A 17,896-nucleotide genomic window follows, 5' to 3' on the forward strand; every position below is an offset into this window, starting at 1 on the left:
GCGAGCAAGCTCGCTCCCACAATTGGATCTGCGTCCAACCGTGAACTTGCAGGCGATCAAAAAACTGTGGGAGCGAGCTTGCTCGCGAAGGCGGAGTGTCAGTCAACATCGATGTTGAATGTACCGCCGTCTTCGCGAGCAAGCTGACTCCCACCGGGGTTGATCGTTGGGGTTAGGGTTTTACCAGTCGCGCATCCAGGCTGTTCTGCGCCAGGCGCTTGGCCTGGTCCTGGGTCATGCCCAGGTGGGTGTGCAGGGCGTGGAAGTTTTCGGTGACGTAGCCGCCGAAGTACGCCGGGTCATCGGAGTTCACCGTCACCTTCACGCCGCGCTCGAGCATGTCGAGGATGTTGTGTTGCGACATGTCGTCGAACACGCACAGCTTGGTGTTTGACAGCGGGCACACGGTCAATGGAATCTGTTCGTCGATGATCCGCTGCATCAGCCGCTCATCTTCGATGGCCCGCACACCATGGTCGATGCGCTGGATCTTCAGCAGGTCCAGGGCTTGCCAAATGTACTCGGGCGGGCCTTCTTCGCCGGCGTGGGCAACGGTCAGGAAACCCTCGTTGCGTGCGCGGTCGAATACGCGCTGGAACTTGCTCGGTGGATGGCCCATCTCCGAACTGTCCAGGCCCACGGCCACGAAGGCGTCGCGGAACGGCAGCGCCTGGTCGAGGGTTTTCTCGGCTTGTTCTTCGCTCAGGTGACGCAGGAAGCTCAGGATCAGGCCGCTGGTGATGCCCAGTTGTTGCTCACCGTCCTTGAGGGCGGCGGCGATGCCGTTGAGCACCACTTCGAATGGGACGCCACGGTCGGTGTGGGTCTGCGGGTCGAAGAACGGGTCGGTGTGGATCACATTCTGCGCCTTGCACCGCAACAGGTAGGCCCAGGTCAGGTCGTAGAAATCCTGGGAGGTGCGCAGCACATCGGCGCCCTGGTAATAGAGGTCGAGAAATTCCTGCAGGTTGTTGAAGGCATAGGCCTTGCGCAGGGTATCGACGTCGTTCCACGGCAGGGCGATCTTGTTGCGTTCGGCCAGGGCGAACAGCAGCTCGGGCTCCAGCGAGCCTTCCAGGTGCAGGTGCAGTTCAGCCTTCGGCAGGGCGTTGAGCCAGTCGTACATGGTCTTTTTCTCATCAGCGAATCGATGGCGGCCATTCTACAGGGGGCTGGCCGCCCTGTCGGGTAAAACCTGACCGGCTGATCCACTACACGGCCTGGGGCTCCCGCCGGTAAGCATAGGTGTCGGCGAAGCGCGACAGCAGGAATTCGGCGCAGGTCGTCGTTGGGTACTTGGGTGGGTGGGTGTCATCCTGGCAACCGGGCAGGCACTGGATCAGCGTGTCGGGGTGCGGCTCGGCAAAGAATGGCATCGAATAGCGGTCCACTCCCAGCGGGCTGATCACCCGATGCGGCGTGGACAGGTAACGGTCGTTGCTCCAGCGCGCCATCATGTCGCCGAGGTTGACCACGAAGGTGCCATCGATGGGCGGCGCGTCGATCCACTGGCCATTGACGTTGCGCACTTGCAGGCCACCGGCGGCGTCCTGGTAGAGCAGGGTGATGCAACCGTAGTCGGTATGGGCGCCAGCACCTTGCTGTTCGGCGCAACTGGCGGTGTCGCGGGGCGGGTAATGGAGCAGGCGCAGCACGCTCGCCGGTTCGTTGAAGCGCGTGTCGAAAAAGTCCCGTTCGATGCCCAGGGCCAGGGTCATGGCCCGCAGCAGGGTTTGCGCAAGCGCTTGCATGTCACGGTAATGCTGCTCCATCAAGGCTTGCCAGCCGCTCAGGTCTGGGTGGCGGTTGGGGCCGCGCAACGGTTTTTCCACCAGCACCTCGGGGTGATCGGCCGGCAGATGCAGGCCCATGTCGAAGGTTTCCTTCAGGTCGCTGGGCTTGGTCGGGTCCAGTTGTTCCGTGGCGACGGCGCCATAGCCACGATGGTGGCGGGTCTGAGTGATGTCGATCTTGAGTTTTTCTTCGACGGGCAGGGCGAAGAAGCGTTGGGCATTGCCCAGCACCTCGGCGATGCGCGCCGGGCTGATGGGGTGGCCCGTGATGTAGAAGAAGCCCCACTGACGGCAGGCGCGGTCGATCTGCTCGGCGACGCCTTGCCAGGCGTCGGGCTCATTGCCGTAGAGCGGGCCGATGTCGATGATGGGCAGGCTGTTCATGCGGCTTTCCAGATTTGAAATAAGGGCCTCTGTGGGAGCGAGCTTGCTCGCGATAGCGGTATGTCAGCCAATACAGATATGGATGTCAGTCCGCAATCGCGAGCAAGCTCGCTCCCACAATGGGTATTGGGTTGGGCTTGGCAGTTACTTGGGAATCTCAGCCTTCATCCCTTCGACGTAATAATTCATCGACGCCAGTTCCGCGTTGGTGGCGCTTACGCCCGCGGGGATTTTCTCGACGCCGGCCTGGTCCTTGATCGGGCCGGTGAATGGGTGGAAAGCACCGCTCTCGATGTCGGCGATGATCTGCTCGGCTTCGCCCTTGACCGCTGCCGGCACCAGGTCGCTGATCGGCAGTTTCACCGTGCCTTCCTTCAGGCCACCCCAGTAGTCCTGGGATTTCCAGTTGTGGTCAAGCACGCTCTGGGTCGCCTGGATGTAATGCGGGCCCCAGTCATTGACGATGGAGGTCAGCACCGCCTTGGGCCCGAAATGGGCCATGTCCGAAGCGTAGCCCACCGCATAGACGCCGCGGCGTTCGGCGGCCTGGATCGGCGCCGGGCTGTCGGTGTGCTGGAATACGACGTCGACGCCCTGGTCGATCAGCGCGTTGGCGGCGTCGGCTTCCTTGCCCGGGTCGAACCAGGAATTGACCCACACCACTTTGATTTCGGTGCCGGGGTTGTATTTGTTCAGGGCCAGTTGGATGGCGTTGATGTCGCGGATGACTTCCGGGATCGGGAACGAGGCGACGTAGCCGATCTTCTTGGTCTTGGTCATCTTGGCCGCGAGGAAGCCGCCGACGTAGCGACCCTCATAGGTGCGAGCCAGGTAGGTGCCGAGGTTCTTGTCCTGCTTGTAGCCGGTGGCGTGTTCGAAGATGACCTTGGGAAACTGCTTGGCGACCTTCAGCGTCGGGTTCATGTAGCCGAAGGACGTGGTGAAGATCAGGTCGTACTTGTCCTTGGCCATGTTACGGATCACCCGCTCGGCGTCGGCCCCCTCCGGTACGTTTTCCACGTAGTGGGTGGTGATCTGCTCGCCGAACTTCGCCGCCAGTTCCTTGCGCCCTTGTTCATGCTGATAGGTCCAGCCGTGGTCGCCGCTGGGGCCGATGTAGACGAAGCCGCCCTTCAGCGGGTCGGCGGCACTGGCATTCAGGCCGGCGCCCAGGCCGACGGCCGCGACGACGGCGCAAAGCAATTTCTTCAAGGGGCGTTTGTGCATGAACTCGAACTCCATTTTGTTGTGAGGTTGGCTGTGCAGCAGCAATGCAAAATGCTGACCAACAGGACAACTAATCGACACGACCTTCTTGTGGCGAGGGAGCTTGCTCCCGCTGGGCTGCGCAGCGGCCCTGTTTTTTACGGTTGCTTCGCAACCGAGCGGGAGCAAGCTCCCTCGCCACAGGTTCTACATCCGCATAACCTGTGGGAGCGAGCTTGCTCGCGATGAGGCCCTTGAGAACAATAAAGGTGCACCTGCCAGCCACTCGCCACCCCCTGGTGCGTCACAATCGGACGAAACGTTCGCGTCCCCCCACAGTCAGTAACTCATGACCCGTTCACAGTGACAGGCCCGCGATGCTCACTTTGATCAAGCAAGAAAAACTGCTGTTGCTGGCGCTGGCCGCCGTATGTGTCGCCTATCCGCTGGAGCACTGGCTGCTGGGCAGCGGGCAGTTGGTGGCGTTGATCGGCGGCCTGGTCCTGATCGGTTTCATCGTCGCGGCCTCCATGCGCGTGGCCCATCACGCCGAGCTGCTGGCGGAAAAGGTCGGTGATCCTTACGGCACCATGATCCTCACCTTGTCGGCGGTGCTGGTGGAAGTGGTGATCCTGGCGATCATGATGAACACCGAAGCCTCGTCGACGCTGGCGCGGGACACGATCTACTCGGCGGTGATGCTCGACATCAATGGCATCCTCGGGCTCGCGGCGTTGATGGGCGGGATCAAGCATGGCGAGCAGGTCTACAACGACGATTCGGCGCGCACCTACAGCGTGATGATTCTCACGGCCATGGGCGTGTCGATGGTGGTGCCGGAGTTCATCCCCCGGGATAGTTGGAAAACCTATTCTGCCTTCACCATCGGCGCGATGATCGTGTTGTACACGCTGTTCCTGCGCATGCAGGTCGGGCCCCACAGTTACTTCTTCAGCTACAGCTACCCGGAAAAGCGCCGCAAGAAAGAACCGGTGGAAAACGAACCGGAACCTGTCAGCCTGACGATTTCCATCAGTGCGCTGGTGTTTGGCGTGGTGGTGATCGGTGCGTTGGCTGAAGTGATGTCCAAGGCCATCGACCTGGGGCTGGAAGGCTCGGGTGCTCCGCCCGTGGTCACGGCGATCCTGGTGGCGGCGATCTCCGCCGCGCCGGAAATTCTCACCGCCCTGCGCGCGGCCCTCGCCAATCGCATGCAGGCGGTGGTGAACATCGCGCTGGGGGCGTCGTTGTCCACCGTGATCCTTACTGTGCCGGTGATGGAAGCCATGGCCCTCTACACCGGCCAGCCTTTCCAGATGGCGATGACCCCGGTGCAGACGGTGATGATTTTCATCACCCTGATCGTCTGCGCGATCAACCTCAACGATGGTGAAACCAATGCCATCGAAGGCATGACGCATTTTGTGTTGTTCGCGACGTTTATCATGTTGTCCCTGCTGGGCCTCTGAGCCCAGCACCATCCCCCTTGTGGGAGCGAGCTTGCTCGCGATGGCGCCAGACAAACAGCATTGAAGTTGAATGTCAGGCCGCTATCGCAAGCAAGCTCGCTCCCACAGGGGATTTGGGTTGGGGTCAGGTGCCGGCGCTCAACTCCCGCGCCGCCTGGCTGTGATCGGCAATCAAGCCCTTCAAGTCCATCCCCTCGACTTGCCCGTCGATCACCCGCCATTGCCCCCCGATCATCACCCGGTCCGCCCGGTCCGCGCCGCACAGCAGCAGGGCCGAGACCGGGTCATGGCTGCCGGAGAAGCGCAGCTCAGCGAGCTTGAACAGCGCCAGGTCGGCCTGTTTGCCCACGGCCAATTCGCCGATATCGCTGCGCCCGAGCAGTTGCGCCGAGCCCCGGGTCGCCCAGCCCAGTACGCGCTCCGGCGTGATCGCTTGCGCGCCGTAGCGCAGGCGCTGGATGTACAGCGCCTGGCGGGTTTCGAGGATCATGTTCGAGGCATCGTTGGATGCCGAGCCGTCGACACCCAGGCCCACGGGTGCGCCGGCGGCGGTCAGCTCCAGGGTCGGGCAAATGCCCGAGGCCAGGCGCATGTTCGAACTGGGGCAATGGCAGATGCCGGTGCCGGCGGCACCGAGTCGGGCGATTTCGTCAGGGTTGAAGTGAATGCCATGGGCCAACCAGGTCCGAGGGCCGAGCCAGCCGACGCTGTCCAGGTAATCCACGGTGCGCAGGCCGAAGCGTTGCAGGCAGAACGCTTCTTCGTCGAGGGTTTCGGCCAAGTGGGTGTGCAAGCGAACGTCGAGGGTTTCCGCCAGCTCGGCGCTGGCGCTCATGATCTGCGGCGTGACCGAAAACGGCGAGCAGGGCGCCAGGGCAATCTGGATCTGTGCGCCGTCGCCGCGCTCGTGGTATTCGGCGATCAGGCGCTGACTGTCGTCAAGAATCACCTCGCCCTGCTGCACGGTCTGTTGCGGTGGCAAGCCACCGTCGGCCTCGCCCAGGCTCATGGAGCCACGGGTCAACATCGCCCGCATGCCCAGCTCACGGACACTTTGCACTTGCACGTCGATGGCATTTTCCAGGCCCTGGGGAAACAGGTAATGATGGTCGGCCGCCGTGGTGCAGCCCGACAGCAGCAACTCGGCCAAGGCCACTTTGCTCGCCAGGGCGAGTTTTTCCGGGGTCAGCCGCGCCCACACCGGGTAGAGGGTTTTCAGCCAGGGGAACAACGGCTGGTTCACCACCGGCGCCCAGGCGCGGGTCAGGGTCTGGTAGAAGTGATGATGGGTGTTGATCAAGCCCGGCAGGATCACATGCTCGCGCGCGTCAAAGACGTGGTCGCAGGGCTGGGCGGGTTGTTGGCCGACGCTCAGCAGTTCGACGATCACACCGCCCTGCAGGACGAGACCGCCACGGGCATCGAGGTCGTTAGCCGTGAAAATGGCGAGGGGATTTTTTAACCAGGTACGGGTCGCAGGCATGGTGGCCGGCTCCTCTGAAAGTGGGTTCAGGTTAGCCAGCTCAGTGATGCCCTGTCTGCTGATCCAGGGTCGCCCATTGGATAGGGCAAGGTGCGGAGTTTACTCAGGTTGCCGGACACATTTCCAGTGCCTGACCCAGGTTTCAATGTAGGAGAGGGCTTGGTGGGAGCGAGCTTGCTCGCGATAGCGGCCTGACATTCAGCATCAATGTCGCCTGATCTGGCGCCATCGCGAGCAAGCTCGCTCCCACAGGGATAGGGGGTTCCACAGGGTATCGGGTGGTTACCAGGGGATTGTTTCGCCTTTGTAATTGACGAAGTGATGCCCACCCTTGCCGGCGAAGGCATTCACTTGGTCGATCAGCCCACGGGTGCTGGTCTCGACATCGAGGTCCGCGCCTTCGCCGCCCATGTCGGTTTTCACCCAGCCCGGGTGCAGCGACAATACCGTCAATGACTGTTCGCCCAGTTGGCTGACGAAGCTGTTGGTCATGGAGTTGAGCGCTGCCTTGCTGGCCTTGTACAGCGCCAGTTCCGGCGCGTCGGGCATGGTCACGCTGCCCAGCACTGAACTCATGAAGGCCAGCACGCCGCTGCCCTCGCGGATCTGGCCGACGAAGCGTTGGGCCAGGTTGATCGGCGCCACGGCGTTGGTGAAGAACAGCTGGCCGACTTCGGCCAGCGTCGCGCCGCCCGGGCTCTGGTTATCTGGGCCCTTGACCCCGGCGTTGACGAACAACAGGTCGAAGGTCTCGCCCTTGAGCTGCTGGCTCAAGGCGATGACGGCTTGCTGGTCGTCCATGTCGAGTTTTTCGATCCGCACCGGGCCCAGCGCCTTCAAAGCCTCGGCGTTCTGCGGGGTGCGCACGGTGGCGGTCACGTTCCAGCCATCGCTGAGCAGCGTCTTCACCAGGCCGAGGCCCAGGCCCCGGGAGGCGCCGATGATCAATGCGTTTCTTGCCGAAGTCATGAGGGGCATCCTTGAAAGAAAAAGGTCACGGGTTTAATGGACAACGTTGCCCGAGCCGTTGTTTCAGCTCTTGACGCAACGCGTCGAGTTCGGTCATGCGGGTTTCGATCAGGTTCAGCTTGTCTTGCAGCAATTGCGTCACGGCGCAGTCCGGGTCGGGGGCGTTCCACAGGGCGGCGACGCTCGCGCCGATCTCGCCCAGGGTAAAGCCCAGGCGCTGGGCGGTCTTGATATAGAGCACCAGTTGGACGATGTCGGCGGGGTAGTCGCGATAGCCATTGGCGCTGCGCGATGCTGCGATCAGGCCACGTTGCTCGTAGAAACGCAGCGTGTCTCGACTGACGGCGCAGGCTTGGGCTAATTCACCGATACGCATTGCGAAGCTCCAGAGGACTTGACCTTGGAGCATACCCCAGGCTTTAGCCTCTTTGCTCCTCGATTATCTGGAGCAACGTGTATGTGGAGTTCGATGCAATATCGCCGGGTGGTGCTTGGCAGCGCCTGGTACGACCTGATCGTGTCGGCCGCGCTGGCCACGCCGTGGAGCTTTGCGGCGGTGCATGGCGTATTGGTGAGCATGACTCAGCTCTTTGACCTGCCTGGGGACCTGCCACCGTTTGCGCCGGCGCATGAGCTGATGGTGATGCTGATGGGCTCGATTGTCTGCGTGTGGGCGGTGTTGCGGATTCGTGATCCCCAGGCGCTGTACGGGCGTTATGACGCGGTGGGGCGGTTTCTGTTCTCGGCCTGGATGCTGTATGCGCTGCTTCATGGAGCCAGTGCGGTGTTGTGGGCTTTCCTGTTTTTCGAAGTGGTGTGGGGCGTCATGCAGATGCTGCCCGTCCGTGGCGAGGGAGCTTGCTCCCGCTGGGGGGCGCCGCACCCCTCATAGGCAGGCGACTGCTGCGCAGTCGAGCGGGAGCAAGCTCCCTCGCCACAGGGTTCTCAATGCCCCGCCTGCCAAGGCTGCCCCAGGGACACCGGCGCGTACAGCCGCGTGCGCACGGCATCCCGGGACAGCAGCACCAGCACCAAAATGGTCGCGGCATAGGGCAGCATCGCCAGCAGGCTCGACGGAATCGCCAACCCCAATCCCTGGGCTACCAGGTGCAGGATGCTGGCGAGACCGAACAGGTAGGCGCCCAGCAGCAGGCGCCACACCCGCCAACTGGCGAACACCACCAGCGCCAGGGCGATCCAGCCGCGCCCGGCGCTCATGTTCTCGGCCCACATCGGCGTGTAGGCCAGTGACAGATAGGCGCCGGCCAACCCGGCCATGGCGCCGCCAAACAGCACCGCCAGGGTCCGCACCCGCACCACCGGCAGGCCCATGGCACTGGCGGCATCGGGGTTCTCGCCGACGGCCTGGATGATCAGTCCGGCGCGGCTTTTCACGATCACCCACGCCACCAGCGCAAACAGCGCAAAGGAGAGGTACACCAGCAGGTCCTGGGCGAACAGCATCCGCCCGATCAAGGGGATGTCACTCAGGTAGGGAATGGCCAACGGCTCGAAGCCCGCCAGCGGTTTACCGACCCAGGCCGCCCCGACAAAGCTCGACAGGCCCACGCCGAAAATCGTCAGTGCCAGTCCGGTGGCGACCTGATTGGCGTTGAACACCAGCGCCACCAGCGCGAACAATGCCGACAACAGCATTCCCGCAGCCATTGCCAACAGCACGCCGAGCCAGAGGTGGCCGCTGTTGAACGCGACGATAAAACCAATCACCGCGCCGAACAGCATCATGCCTTCCTGGCCCAGGTTCAGGACGCCGCTTTTTTCGCAAACCAACTCACCCAGGGCCACCAGCAGCAGCGGTGTGCCGCAGCGAACCATGGCATAGAAAATATTGCTCAACAGGTCGATATCCATCACAAGGCTCCTGCCTGTACCGCGGTAGTTCGGGCGCGCCGGGTCCAGCGCAGGTTCAGGCGTGGCCGGTAGAGAATCAGCACGTCGCAGGCCAACAGGAAAAACAGCATCATCCCCTGGAACAACTGGGTGATTGCCTGGGGCAGGTTCAGCGACATCTGCGCACTCTCACCGCCGATGTACAGCAGGGCCATCAACAGGCTGGCAAACAGAATGCCGATGGGATTGAGGCGCCCGAGGAACGCCACGGTAATCGCCGCATAGCCATAGCCCGGCGACACCTGCGGCACCAGTTGGCCGATCGGCCCGGCGACTTCGCAGACGCCGGCCAGACCGGCCAGCGCACCGCTGATCAGCAGCGCCAGCCACACCAGCGGCTTCTGGCGAAAGCCGGCAAAACCAGCGGCGCGGGCATCGAGGCCCAGCACCTTGATCTGAAAACCAACAAAGCTTTTCTGCAGCAAGACCCACACCGCTACCAGCGCCAGCAGGGCGAAATACAGCCCGGCATGGACGCGGCCATCCTCCAGCAGCAACGGCAGGCGACTGGCCTCGCCGAACATCGCCGACTCGGGGAAGTTGAACCCCGCCGGGTCTTTCAACGGCCCGTGGACGCAAAAGAGCAGCAGGTTCAGGGCGATGTAGTTGAGCATGATGCTGGTCAGGATCTCGTTGGCGTTGAAGCGCGTGCGCAGCCACGCCGTGAGCGCGGCCCAAGCCGCCCCGGCCAGGGTGCCGGTCAGCAGGATCAACACCAATGCCCAGCGACTCTGCACGTCGATGAGGTTCACCGCCACGGCACTGCCGGCCAGGGCGCCCAGCAGCAATTGGCCTTCGGCGCCGATGTTCCAGATCCGCGCCTGATAGGCCACTGCCAGGCCGAGGGCGCAGAGCAGGATCGGCAAGGTCTTGACCAGCCATTCGGACATTCCGTACAGGTCGCTGATCGGGGCGATCAACAGGGTGTACAACGTTTGCAACGGGTCATGCCCAAGGGCGATAAACAGCAGCGAGCCGCTGCCCAGGGTCAACACGGCGGCCAAGAGCGGCGAGCACCAGAGCATCAGGCGCGATTGCTGGCCGCGGGGTTCGAGAGAAAGCAGCATGTGGAACTCCGTTAAACCGGCGCGGGGGCAGGGGATTGAGGGGCGTCGAACTGGCCGGCCATCCAGGCGCCGACGTCGCTGAGGCGGGTCTCGACGGTAGGACGCAAGGCCGACAGGCGCCCGCCGCACAAGGCACCGAGACGGTCGCTGATCTGGAACAGTTCATCGAGGTCTTCGGAGATCACCAGGATCGCCGCGCCCGCGTCGCGCAGGGTGATCAGGGCACGATGGATGGTCGCCGCCGCGCCGACGTCCACGCCCCAGGTCGGATGCGCGGCCACCAGCAGCTTTGGCTGTTGCAGGATTTCCCGGCCCAGGATGAATTTTTGCAAGTTGCCCCCCGAAAGGCTGCGCGCAGGGGTTTTGGTGTCGGGCGTCTTCACGCCAAAACGACGGATGATCTCCTCGGCCAGGTGTTCGACCTTGCTGCGTCGAACCAGCCCATGGCTGACCAGGCCCTGCTGGAAGGCGCTGAGCAGGGCGTTATCCGCCAGGCTCAATTGCGGCACGGCGCCATGGCCCAGGCGTTCAGCGGGGACGAATGCCAGGCCGAGCTGGCGACGAGCGTCGGGGCGCAGGTGCGCTACGGGCTGGTCGCCGAATCGAATCGTTTCGCCTTGCTGGCGGGGAAGCGGCGTTTCCCCACTGAGCAATGCCAGCCATTCGTCCTGGCCATTGCCCGCCACCCCGGCGATGCCGACGATTTCGCCGCTGCAAACCTCAAGGTCAATGTCCCGTAACGAGCAGCCGAACGGGTCGGGGTTGTGCCAGGACAGCTTGTTGATGTGCAGGAAGGCTTTGTCTGCGCTGACCTTGGGGTAATCCGTCATCAGTCCTGCGGCCTCGCCAACCATCAGTTGCGCCAACTCTCGGTCCGAGCAATGCGCCGGGGTGCAATGCCCTGAGACGCGTCCGCCGCGCAGCACCGTGGCGCTGTGGCACAACGCGCGCACCTCCCCGAGCTTGTGGCTGATAAACAAAATGCTGCAGCCCTCGCTCGCCAGGCGGCGCAAGGTCACGAACAGTTCTTCGGCTTCTGCGGGCGTGAGTACCGAGGTCGGTTCATCGAGAATCAACAACCGAATGTCTTGCATCAGGCAGCGAATGATCTCTACCCGCTGGCGCTCGCCAATCGACAGGCTGTGGACCAGCCGCTGTGGTTCCAGGGCCATGCCGTAGCGCCGGGACACCTCGCGGATCCGGGGCTCCAGTTGCGCTGGCGTACCGGCTGCCGCGCCCATCGCCAGGGCAATGTTCTGCGCAACGGTGAGGGTTTCGAACAGCGAGAAATGCTGGAACACCATGCCGATGCCCAGGCTGCGGGCCTGGGCCGGGTTACGCAGGTTGACGCGCTGGCCCTGCCAGATCACCTCACCGGAATCGGCAGCGGTGACGCCGTAGATAATCTTCATCAGGGTGCTTTTGCCCGCACCGTTTTCCCCCAGCAAGGCGTGGATCTCGCCGGGCTGGATGCTCAGGTCGATGGCGTCGTTGGCCAGGCAACCGGGGTAGCGTTTGCTGATCTTGCGCAATTGCAGGCGCGCGATGGAGTCGGGGTTGGACATGACAGGCTCGGGCCGATGGACAGGAATGCCTGTGGATAAAGCAATTTCCTGGCCATCAGGTCAGGAAATTGTCTTGAGTCCCGTTACTGAGGCCTTCCGCGTCGGGCCTGAGCATCTGTAGTGGGGAAATTCTGCACTACCTTGGCGCGCACGGGTCTGGCCCAGGCAGCGGTTTGCCCTGAAATGGGTGGTCAAAAATTGAACAAGCGGCTGTGAGCTATGTCCTTCACGGGGCGGAAGGAGCCATGAACGGGTTATCCACAGGTTGCTCCACAGTTATTGTGTGCAAGCCGGAAACTCGGGCATAAGCACTACGGGGCTTTCTTCTAAAGGTGATAAACCGCTGCAAGCGGTTGTTTTGTGGATGGATTTGGCCCTTGGGAAGGACTTTGGCTGAAAAATGAGCAACCCGCTGAAACCCGCATGACAGAAGGGTTACAGAGGGATGTGCTCAGGTTATCCACAGTCGGGTGCACAGTGGATGTGGGCAAGTTGAACGATTGCGCGATGCCCTGAAAGATTGCAGCCTGCGAACTCAACGCTCTAACAGGATCCGTCCACGGCTCAGGTCGGCCAGTTGCGTTTGCAAGGTTTCGATGTGGGCTTCGCCTACGGCCAATTGCAGGTCCACGCCATTGGCGGTGAAGCGTTCTTCATTCACCAGCCCGCCGCACTCGGCGACGCGCAGTTTCACCAGGGGCAGTTCGGCGAACCCGCAACTACAGTGCAGCGGCACGCGGCTGATCAATTCGATTTTCTCAGCGTTTTGCAGGCATTTGTTCGCGCCGCCACCGTAGGCTCGGGCCAGCCCGCCGGTGCCCAGTTGAATCCCGCCATACCAGCGAATCACCAGCACCACGACCTGATCGCAGGCCTGGGCTTCGATCGCGGCCAGGATTGGCCGCCCGGCGGTGCCACCCGGCTCGCCATCGTCGTTGCTGCGGTACTGGTCGCCGAGTTTCCAGGCCCAGCAATTGTGGGTGGCATCCAGGTCGCTGTGCTGCTCGATAAAAGCCTGGGCATCGGCGGGGCTGGTGATGGGCGCGGCGAAGGTAATGAAGCGGCTTTTGCGAATTTCTTCGCGGTGCTCGCAAAAACCGGCAAGGGTAAAGGGCATGGCGATCTTAGAGAGTGGGTGTCAGGCCGCAGCCCTTGAGAATGATGCGGATCAGGTTGTCGCCTGCGTCGATCATGTCTTGTTTGGTCAACTTGCTGCGACCGGTCACGCGACAGATCTGGGTGGCGAAGTCGGCGTAATGCTGGGTGCTGCCCCACAACAGAAAGATGAGATGCACCGGGTCGATCGGGTCCATCTTGCCAGCGTCGATCCAGGCCTGGAACACGGCGGCCCGGCCATTGAACCAGGCACGGTAATCCTGGTTGAAATATTCGGTCAGGCATTCGCCCCCGCTGATCACTTCCATGGCGAACAGTCGCGAGGCCTGGGGCTGGCGACGAGAGAACTCCATTTTGGCACGGATGTAGCGGGTCAAGGCTTCGGCCGGATCATCCTCGGCGGTGAGGGTGTTGAAGGTGCTGTCCCACAATTCGATGATGTTGCTCAGCACCGCCACGTACAGGCCGAGTTTATTGGTGAAGTAATAATGCAGGTTCGCCTTGGGCAGCCCGGCCTTGAGGGCGATGGCATTCATGCTGGTGCCTTTGAACCCGTGGCGAGCGAATTCATCTTCGGCGGCCTTGAGAATCGTCTCTTCGTTCTTTTGACGAATGCGGCTGGTGGGCTTGCCACCGTGGGCAGGGACTTCAAAGGTCATGGGCGTTTCCGGGCTGGGTCTGTGGGCAAGCAAATGCGTTGATAGCGCACCGGCATCGATCCGACAAGTGCCATCACACTAAAAGCTTCTTGGTGGCGATCATCTGGCCCCCTGTGGGAGCGGGCTTGCTCGCGAAAGCGGAGGTCTATTCAATACAGGTGTCGACTGACACAACGCCTTCGCGAGCAAGCCCGCTCCCACAGGGGTTAACGGGTGGCCGCCAGGCTCTCGAGAAAACTCTCCAGCACCAGATGAGGCCGGCGCCCTTTGCGCGTGACCGACGCCAGGCTCAAGTCATAGAACCGTGCCGCAGGCTTAAGGGCCCGCAACCGACCCTGCTGGACCCAGAGGTTGGCGTAGTGATCGGGCAGGTAGCCGATATAGCGCCCGGTAAGAATCAGGAACGCCATGCCTTCGCGGTCCGATGCACTCGCGGTGCAATTAAGCGCCTGGTAGTGGGCCTGGATCTCGGCCGGCAGGCGGAACGTCGGGGCGATGGCGTCCTGGCTGTTGAGGCGTGCGTCTTCAAGTTGTTGGTCATCGACATAAAACAGTGGATGCCCGACCGCGCAGTACAGCAGCGAACGTTCACTGTAGAGCGGTTGATATTCCAGCCCGGACAGGGCACTGGCCTGGGGAACCACGCCGACATGCAAGCGACCGTCGAGCACGCCTTGCTCGACTTCGTTGGGGGCGATCATGCGAATCTGGATCTGCACGTCAGGCCCGCGCTCTTTCAATTGCGCCAGGGCGTGGGTGATGCGCATGTGGGGCAGGGTGACCAGGTTGTCGGTGAGGCCGATGGTCAACTCACCGCGCAGATGCTGGTGCAGCCCGTTTACCTCGGTGCGAAAGCTTTCCAGTGCGCTCAATAACTGCAACGCCGATTGATAGACCTCGCGCCCTTCTTCGGTCAGGGAAAACCCCGCGCGCCCACGTTGGCACAGACGCAGGCCGAGGCGCTGTTCAAGGTCGCTCATCTGCTGGCTGATGGCTGAGCGACCGATTCCCAGTACGGTTTCCGCGGCGGAGAATCCACCGCACTCCACGACGCTGCGAAAAATGCGCAGCAGGCGAATATCAAAGTCGCTGACCTGGGCCAGAGGATCGGGACGTCGAGCGCTCATAGTTTAGTGATCCGCCGACTGAAGGTTACAAAAGTTGGATTTCATTGACTTTATCGTCGTGGCAACTTAGCTGCAAGAACGCCTTTCGCTCCCCTGTCGCTTATGACCTGCGAGGTTTTGTCGATGAACATGCCCGAACACGCTGCCGGTTCCCTGGCTAGCCAGCTCAAGCTGGATGCCCACTGGATGCCTTACACCGCCAATCGAAATTTCCAGCGCGATCCGCGCCTGATCGTCGCTGCCGAAGGCAGCTGGTTGGTGGATGACAAGGGGCGCAAGGTCTACGACTCGCTGGCGGGCCTGTGGACATGTGGCGCCGGGCACACCCGCAAGGAAATCCAGGAAGCGGTCGCCAAGCAACTGGGTACTCTCGATTATTCGCCGGGGTTCCAGTACGGCCATCCGCTGTCATTCCAACTGGCGGAAAAGATCACCAGCCTGACCCCAGGCAACCTCAATCATGTGTTCTTTACCGATTCCGGTTCCGAGTGCGCCGATACCGCAGTGAAGATGGTCCGCGCCTACTGGCGTCTCAAGGGCCAGGCGACCAAGACCAAGATGATTGGCCGTGCCCGTGGTTATCACGGTGTGAACATCGCCGGCACCAGCCTCGGCGGTGTCAGTGGCAACCGCAAGCTGTTCGGCCAGGCCATGATGGACGTCGATCACTTGCCCCACACCTTGCTGGCCAGCAACGCCTATTCCCGTGGCATGCCGAAAGAGGGTGGCATCGCCTTGGCGGATGAGCTGTTGAAGCTGATCGAACTGCACGATGCGTCCAATATCGCTGCGGTGTTTGTCGAGCCGATGGCAGGATCGGCCGGCGTACTGGTGCCGCCTGAGGGGTATCTCAAGCGCCTGCGGGAAATCTGCGACCAGCACAGCATTCTGCTGGTGTTCGACGAAGTGATCACCGGTTTCGGCCGCACCGGTTCGATGTTTGGTGCCGACAGCTTTGGCGTGACCCCGGACCTGATGTGCATCGCCAAGCAAGTCACCAATGGCGCGATCCCCATGGGCGCGGTGATTGCCAGCTCGGAGATCTACCAGACCTTCATGAACCAGCCAACGCCCGAGTACGCAGTGGAGTTCCCCCACGGCTACACCTACTCGGCACACCCGGTGGCCTGCGCGGCGGGCCTGGCGGCGCTGGACCTGCTGCAGAAGGAAAACCTGGTGCAGAGCGTGGCCGAAATAGCCCCGCATTTCGAGAATGCCTTGCACGGTCTGAAGGGCGCGAAGAACGTCATCGACATCCGCAACTATGGCCTGGCCGGCGCGATCCAGATCGCCGGGCGCGATGGCGATGCCATCGTGCGTCCGTTCGAAGCCGGCATGGCGTTGTGGAAAGCCGGGTTCTATGTGCGGTTCGGCGGCGACACTCTGCAGTTCGGGCCAACGTTCAACAGCAAGCCACAGGACCTGGATCGCCTGTTCGATGCAGTCGGTGAAGTGCTGAATAAACTCGACTGACGCATTCTTTAACAACGGGCGCCCGGCCATGGGCGCCTGTGGATAATTCTGGAGTCCTCATGAGCCTCATCCCGCATTTGATCAATGGCGAACTGCTGAGCGACAGCGCTCGCACCGCCGATGTGTTCAACCCGTCTACTGGCCAGGCCATTCATAAGGTGCCATTAGCTGATCGCGCAACTATCCAGCAGGCCATCGATGCCGCCAAGGCAGCTTTTCCGGCCTGGCGCAATACACCAGCGGCCAAGCGCGCCCAGGTGATGTTTCGTTTCAAGCAATTGCTGGAGCAGAACGAGGCGCGTATCGCCCAGTTGATCAGCGAGGAACACGGCAAGACCTTGGAAGACGCGGCCGGTGAGCTCAAGCGCGGCATCGAAAACGTCGAGTTTGCCTGTGCAGCGCCGGAAATCCTGAAGGGCGAATACAGCCGTAACGTAGGACCGAACATCGACGCTTGGTCAGACTTTCAACCTTTAGGCGTGGTGGCGGGCATCACCCCGTTCAACTTCCCGGCGATGGTGCCGCTGTGGATGTATCCGCTGGCGATCGTCTGCGGCAACTGCTTCATTCTCAAGCCGTCCGAGCGTGATCCGAGTTCGACGCTGCTGATCGCCCAGTTGTTGCTGGAAGCCGGTTTGCCCAAGGGTGTACTGAGCGTCGTCCATGGCGACAAGGCTGCGGTGGATGCACTGATCGAAGCGCCGGAAGTCAAGGCGCTGAGTTTTGTCGGTTCGACGCCGATTGCCGAGTACATCTATGCCGAGGGCACTCGACGTGGCAAACGTGTCCAGGCGCTGGGCGGGGCGAAGAACCATGCGGTGCTGATGCCGGATGCCGACCTGGACAATGCCGTCAGCGCGCTGATGGGCGCGGCATACGGTTCATGCGGTGAGCGTTGCATGGCAATTTCGGTGGCGGTGTGTGTCGGCGACCAAGTGGCGGATGCGCTGGTGTCCAAATTGGTGCCGCAAATCAAGGCGCTTAAGATTGGCGCCGGTACGTCTTGCGGGTTGGACATGGGGCCGCTGGTGACCGGTCAGCATCGGGACAAGGTCAGTGGCTATATAGAAGAGGGTGTGACAGCAGGCGCTTCACTGGTGGTTGATGGTCGTGGCTTGAGTGTGGCCGGGCATGAAGAAGGTTTCTTCCTCGGCGGTTGCCTGTTCGATCGCGTGACCCCCGAGATGCGTATCTATAAGGAAGAGATCTTTGGACCGGTGCTGTGCATCGTCCGGGTCAATAGCCTGGAAGAGGCGATGCAACTGATCAATGATCACGAGTATGGCAACGGCACCTGCATCTTCACCCGCGATGGCGAAGCGGCGCGGTTGTTCTGCGATGAGATCGAAGTCGGCATGGTGGGCGTCAACGTTCCATTGCCGGTGCCAGTGGCTTATCACAGCTTTGGTGGTTGGAAGCGTTCGCTATTCGGCGACCTGCATGCCTATGGCCCGGACGGCGTGCGTTTCTATACCCGTCGCAAGGCCATTACCCAGCGTTGGCCGCAGCGTGCCAGCCATGAGGCTTCACAATTCGCTTTCCCCAGCTTGTAATTGGAAGTGAAGAGGCCGGCGCCCCATGGGGCCGGGCCCGGGGTGTGTCGCGGGGGTTGTGGGTGTTTGGAGAAAATCTTATATATAGATGGGGGCGGGTAGTTGGGCTGGGAGGATTATT

Annotated in this window: 16 protein-coding genes; 4 read left to right on the plus strand and 12 right to left on the minus strand. The window is 61.9% G+C overall.

What is annotated here, in order from left to right:
- Window positions 1-172: 172 nt before the first annotated feature.
- From HGO40_RS23295 to HGO40_RS23305, 3 genes are all read right to left on the minus strand, one after another.
- On the minus strand, window positions 173-1,126 hold the full coding sequence (locus tag HGO40_RS23295) for an adenosine deaminase (RefSeq protein WP_250964925.1): 954 nt from the start codon (window positions 1,124-1,126) through the stop codon (window positions 173-175).
- A gap of 85 nt (window positions 1,127-1,211) precedes the next feature.
- The gene (locus HGO40_RS23300) at window positions 1,212-2,177 is read right to left on the minus strand and encodes a 2-oxoglutarate and iron-dependent oxygenase domain-containing protein (RefSeq protein ID WP_250964926.1); all 966 of its coding nucleotides are present in this window, start codon (window positions 2,175-2,177) and stop codon (window positions 1,212-1,214) included.
- A gap of 144 nt (window positions 2,178-2,321) precedes the next feature.
- Window positions 2,322-3,404: a BMP family ABC transporter substrate-binding protein gene (locus HGO40_RS23305; RefSeq protein ID WP_250964927.1), complete on the minus strand. Its 1,083-nt coding sequence runs from the start codon at window positions 3,402-3,404 to the stop codon at window positions 2,322-2,324.
- Window positions 3,405-3,760: 356 nt separating this feature from the next.
- Here HGO40_RS23305 and HGO40_RS23310 point away from each other — a divergent pair, with 356 nt between their 5' ends.
- A complete protein-coding gene (locus tag HGO40_RS23310) occupies window positions 3,761-4,852 on the plus strand; it encodes a calcium:cation antiporter (RefSeq protein WP_250964928.1) in 1,092 nt (363 codons plus the stop codon).
- A gap of 124 nt (window positions 4,853-4,976) precedes the next feature.
- Here the strand turns inward: HGO40_RS23310 and HGO40_RS23315 are convergent, their stop codons facing one another.
- The 3 genes from HGO40_RS23315 to HGO40_RS23325 form a co-directional block, all read right to left on the minus strand.
- Window positions 4,977-6,335 (minus strand): 8-oxoguanine deaminase, encoded by a 1,359-nt coding sequence (locus HGO40_RS23315; protein WP_250964929.1) that lies wholly within the window; start codon window positions 6,333-6,335, stop codon window positions 4,977-4,979.
- A gap of 282 nt (window positions 6,336-6,617) precedes the next feature.
- Window positions 6,618-7,304, minus strand: coding sequence for an SDR family oxidoreductase (locus HGO40_RS23320; protein ID WP_250964930.1), 687 nt, complete (start codon window positions 7,302-7,304; stop codon window positions 6,618-6,620).
- Window positions 7,305-7,329: 25 nt separating this feature from the next.
- Window positions 7,330-7,680, minus strand: a complete 351-nt coding sequence (locus HGO40_RS23325; RefSeq protein WP_186707958.1) for a MerR family transcriptional regulator — start codon at window positions 7,678-7,680, stop codon at window positions 7,330-7,332.
- A gap of 81 nt (window positions 7,681-7,761) precedes the next feature.
- Between HGO40_RS23325 and HGO40_RS23330 the strand changes: the two genes are divergently transcribed.
- A complete protein-coding gene (locus HGO40_RS23330) occupies window positions 7,762-8,196 on the plus strand; it encodes a hypothetical protein (RefSeq protein WP_250964931.1) in 435 nt (144 codons plus the stop codon).
- A 53-nt stretch (window positions 8,197-8,249) separates the two neighbouring features.
- On the opposite strand, the gene HGO40_RS23335 is transcribed toward HGO40_RS23330, so the two are convergent.
- The 6 genes from HGO40_RS23335 to HGO40_RS23360 form a co-directional block, all read right to left on the minus strand.
- Window positions 8,250-9,176: an ABC transporter permease gene (locus tag HGO40_RS23335; protein ID WP_250964932.1), complete on the minus strand. Its 927-nt coding sequence runs from the start codon at window positions 9,174-9,176 to the stop codon at window positions 8,250-8,252.
- A complete protein-coding gene (locus HGO40_RS23340) occupies window positions 9,176-10,282 on the minus strand; it encodes an ABC transporter permease (protein WP_250964933.1) in 1,107 nt (368 codons plus the stop codon). Before HGO40_RS23340 ends, HGO40_RS23335 begins: the two co-directional genes overlap by 1 nt.
- Window positions 10,283-10,293: 11 nt before the next feature.
- Window positions 10,294-11,847, minus strand: coding sequence for an ABC transporter ATP-binding protein (locus tag HGO40_RS23345; RefSeq protein ID WP_250964934.1), 1,554 nt, complete (start codon window positions 11,845-11,847; stop codon window positions 10,294-10,296).
- Window positions 11,848-12,382: 535 nt separating this feature from the next.
- Window positions 12,383-12,964 (minus strand): IMPACT family protein, encoded by a 582-nt coding sequence (locus tag HGO40_RS23350; protein ID WP_186707968.1) that lies wholly within the window; start codon window positions 12,962-12,964, stop codon window positions 12,383-12,385.
- Between the two features lie 7 nt (window positions 12,965-12,971).
- Window positions 12,972-13,622, minus strand: a complete 651-nt coding sequence (locus HGO40_RS23355) for a TetR/AcrR family transcriptional regulator (RefSeq protein ID WP_186707970.1) — start codon at window positions 13,620-13,622, stop codon at window positions 12,972-12,974.
- A 206-nt stretch (window positions 13,623-13,828) separates the two neighbouring features.
- Window positions 13,829-14,749, minus strand: a complete 921-nt coding sequence (locus HGO40_RS23360) for a LysR family transcriptional regulator (RefSeq protein WP_072410356.1) — start codon at window positions 14,747-14,749, stop codon at window positions 13,829-13,831.
- A gap of 123 nt (window positions 14,750-14,872) precedes the next feature.
- On the opposite strand from HGO40_RS23360, the gene aptA reads away from it, so the two are divergent.
- Window positions 14,873-16,222 carry an omega-aminotransferase AptA gene (gene aptA, locus HGO40_RS23365; RefSeq protein ID WP_250964935.1) on the plus strand — a complete coding sequence of 450 codons (1,350 nt, stop codon included), beginning with the start codon at window positions 14,873-14,875 and terminating at the stop codon, window positions 16,220-16,222.
- A gap of 59 nt (window positions 16,223-16,281) precedes the next feature.
- The gene (locus HGO40_RS23370) at window positions 16,282-17,775 is read left to right on the plus strand and encodes a CoA-acylating methylmalonate-semialdehyde dehydrogenase (protein WP_053181691.1); all 1,494 of its coding nucleotides are present in this window, start codon (window positions 16,282-16,284) and stop codon (window positions 17,773-17,775) included.
- Window positions 17,776-17,896: the final 121 nt, after the last annotated feature.

The organism is Pseudomonas sp. CG7 (genome assembly GCF_023701885.1).
GTDB lineage: Bacteria > Pseudomonadota > Gammaproteobacteria > Pseudomonadales > Pseudomonadaceae > Aquipseudomonas > Aquipseudomonas zanjanensis.

Bases quoted from the DNA above. Each gene is read 5' to 3' on its own strand.
- HGO40_RS23295 (WP_250964925.1), bottom strand. From the start codon at position 1,126: ATGTACGACTGGCTCAACGCCCTGCCGAAGGCTGAACTGCACCTGCAC.
- HGO40_RS23345 (WP_250964934.1), bottom strand. From the start codon at position 11,847: ATGTCCAACCCCGACTCCATCGCGCGCCTGCAATTGCGCAAGATCAGC.
- HGO40_RS23355 (WP_186707970.1), bottom strand. From the start codon at position 13,622: ATGACCTTTGAAGTCCCTGCCCACGGTGGCAAGCCCACCAGCCGCATT.
- HGO40_RS23305 (WP_250964927.1), bottom strand. From the start codon at position 3,404: ATGCACAAACGCCCCTTGAAGAAATTGCTTTGCGCCGTCGTCGCGGCC.
- HGO40_RS23310 (WP_250964928.1), top strand. From the start codon at position 3,761: ATGCTCACTTTGATCAAGCAAGAAAAACTGCTGTTGCTGGCGCTGGCC.
- HGO40_RS23350 (WP_186707968.1), bottom strand. From the start codon at position 12,964: ATGCCCTTTACCCTTGCCGGTTTTTGCGAGCACCGCGAAGAAATTCGC.
- HGO40_RS23315 (WP_250964929.1), bottom strand. From the start codon at position 6,335: ATGCCTGCGACCCGTACCTGGTTAAAAAATCCCCTCGCCATTTTCACG.
- HGO40_RS23300 (WP_250964926.1), bottom strand. From the start codon at position 2,177: ATGAACAGCCTGCCCATCATCGACATCGGCCCGCTCTACGGCAATGAG.
- HGO40_RS23360 (WP_072410356.1), bottom strand. From the start codon at position 14,749: ATGAGCGCTCGACGTCCCGATCCTCTGGCCCAGGTCAGCGACTTTGAT.
- HGO40_RS23330 (WP_250964931.1), top strand. From the start codon at position 7,762: ATGTGGAGTTCGATGCAATATCGCCGGGTGGTGCTTGGCAGCGCCTGG.
- HGO40_RS23370 (WP_053181691.1), top strand. From the start codon at position 16,282: ATGAGCCTCATCCCGCATTTGATCAATGGCGAACTGCTGAGCGACAGC.
- aptA (WP_250964935.1), top strand. From the start codon at position 14,873: ATGAACATGCCCGAACACGCTGCCGGTTCCCTGGCTAGCCAGCTCAAG.
- HGO40_RS23320 (WP_250964930.1), bottom strand. From the start codon at position 7,304: ATGACTTCGGCAAGAAACGCATTGATCATCGGCGCCTCCCGGGGCCTG.
- HGO40_RS23325 (WP_186707958.1), bottom strand. From the start codon at position 7,680: ATGCGTATCGGTGAATTAGCCCAAGCCTGCGCCGTCAGTCGAGACACG.
- HGO40_RS23335 (WP_250964932.1), bottom strand. From the start codon at position 9,176: ATGGATATCGACCTGTTGAGCAATATTTTCTATGCCATGGTTCGCTGC.
- HGO40_RS23340 (WP_250964933.1), bottom strand. From the start codon at position 10,282: ATGCTGCTTTCTCTCGAACCCCGCGGCCAGCAATCGCGCCTGATGCTC.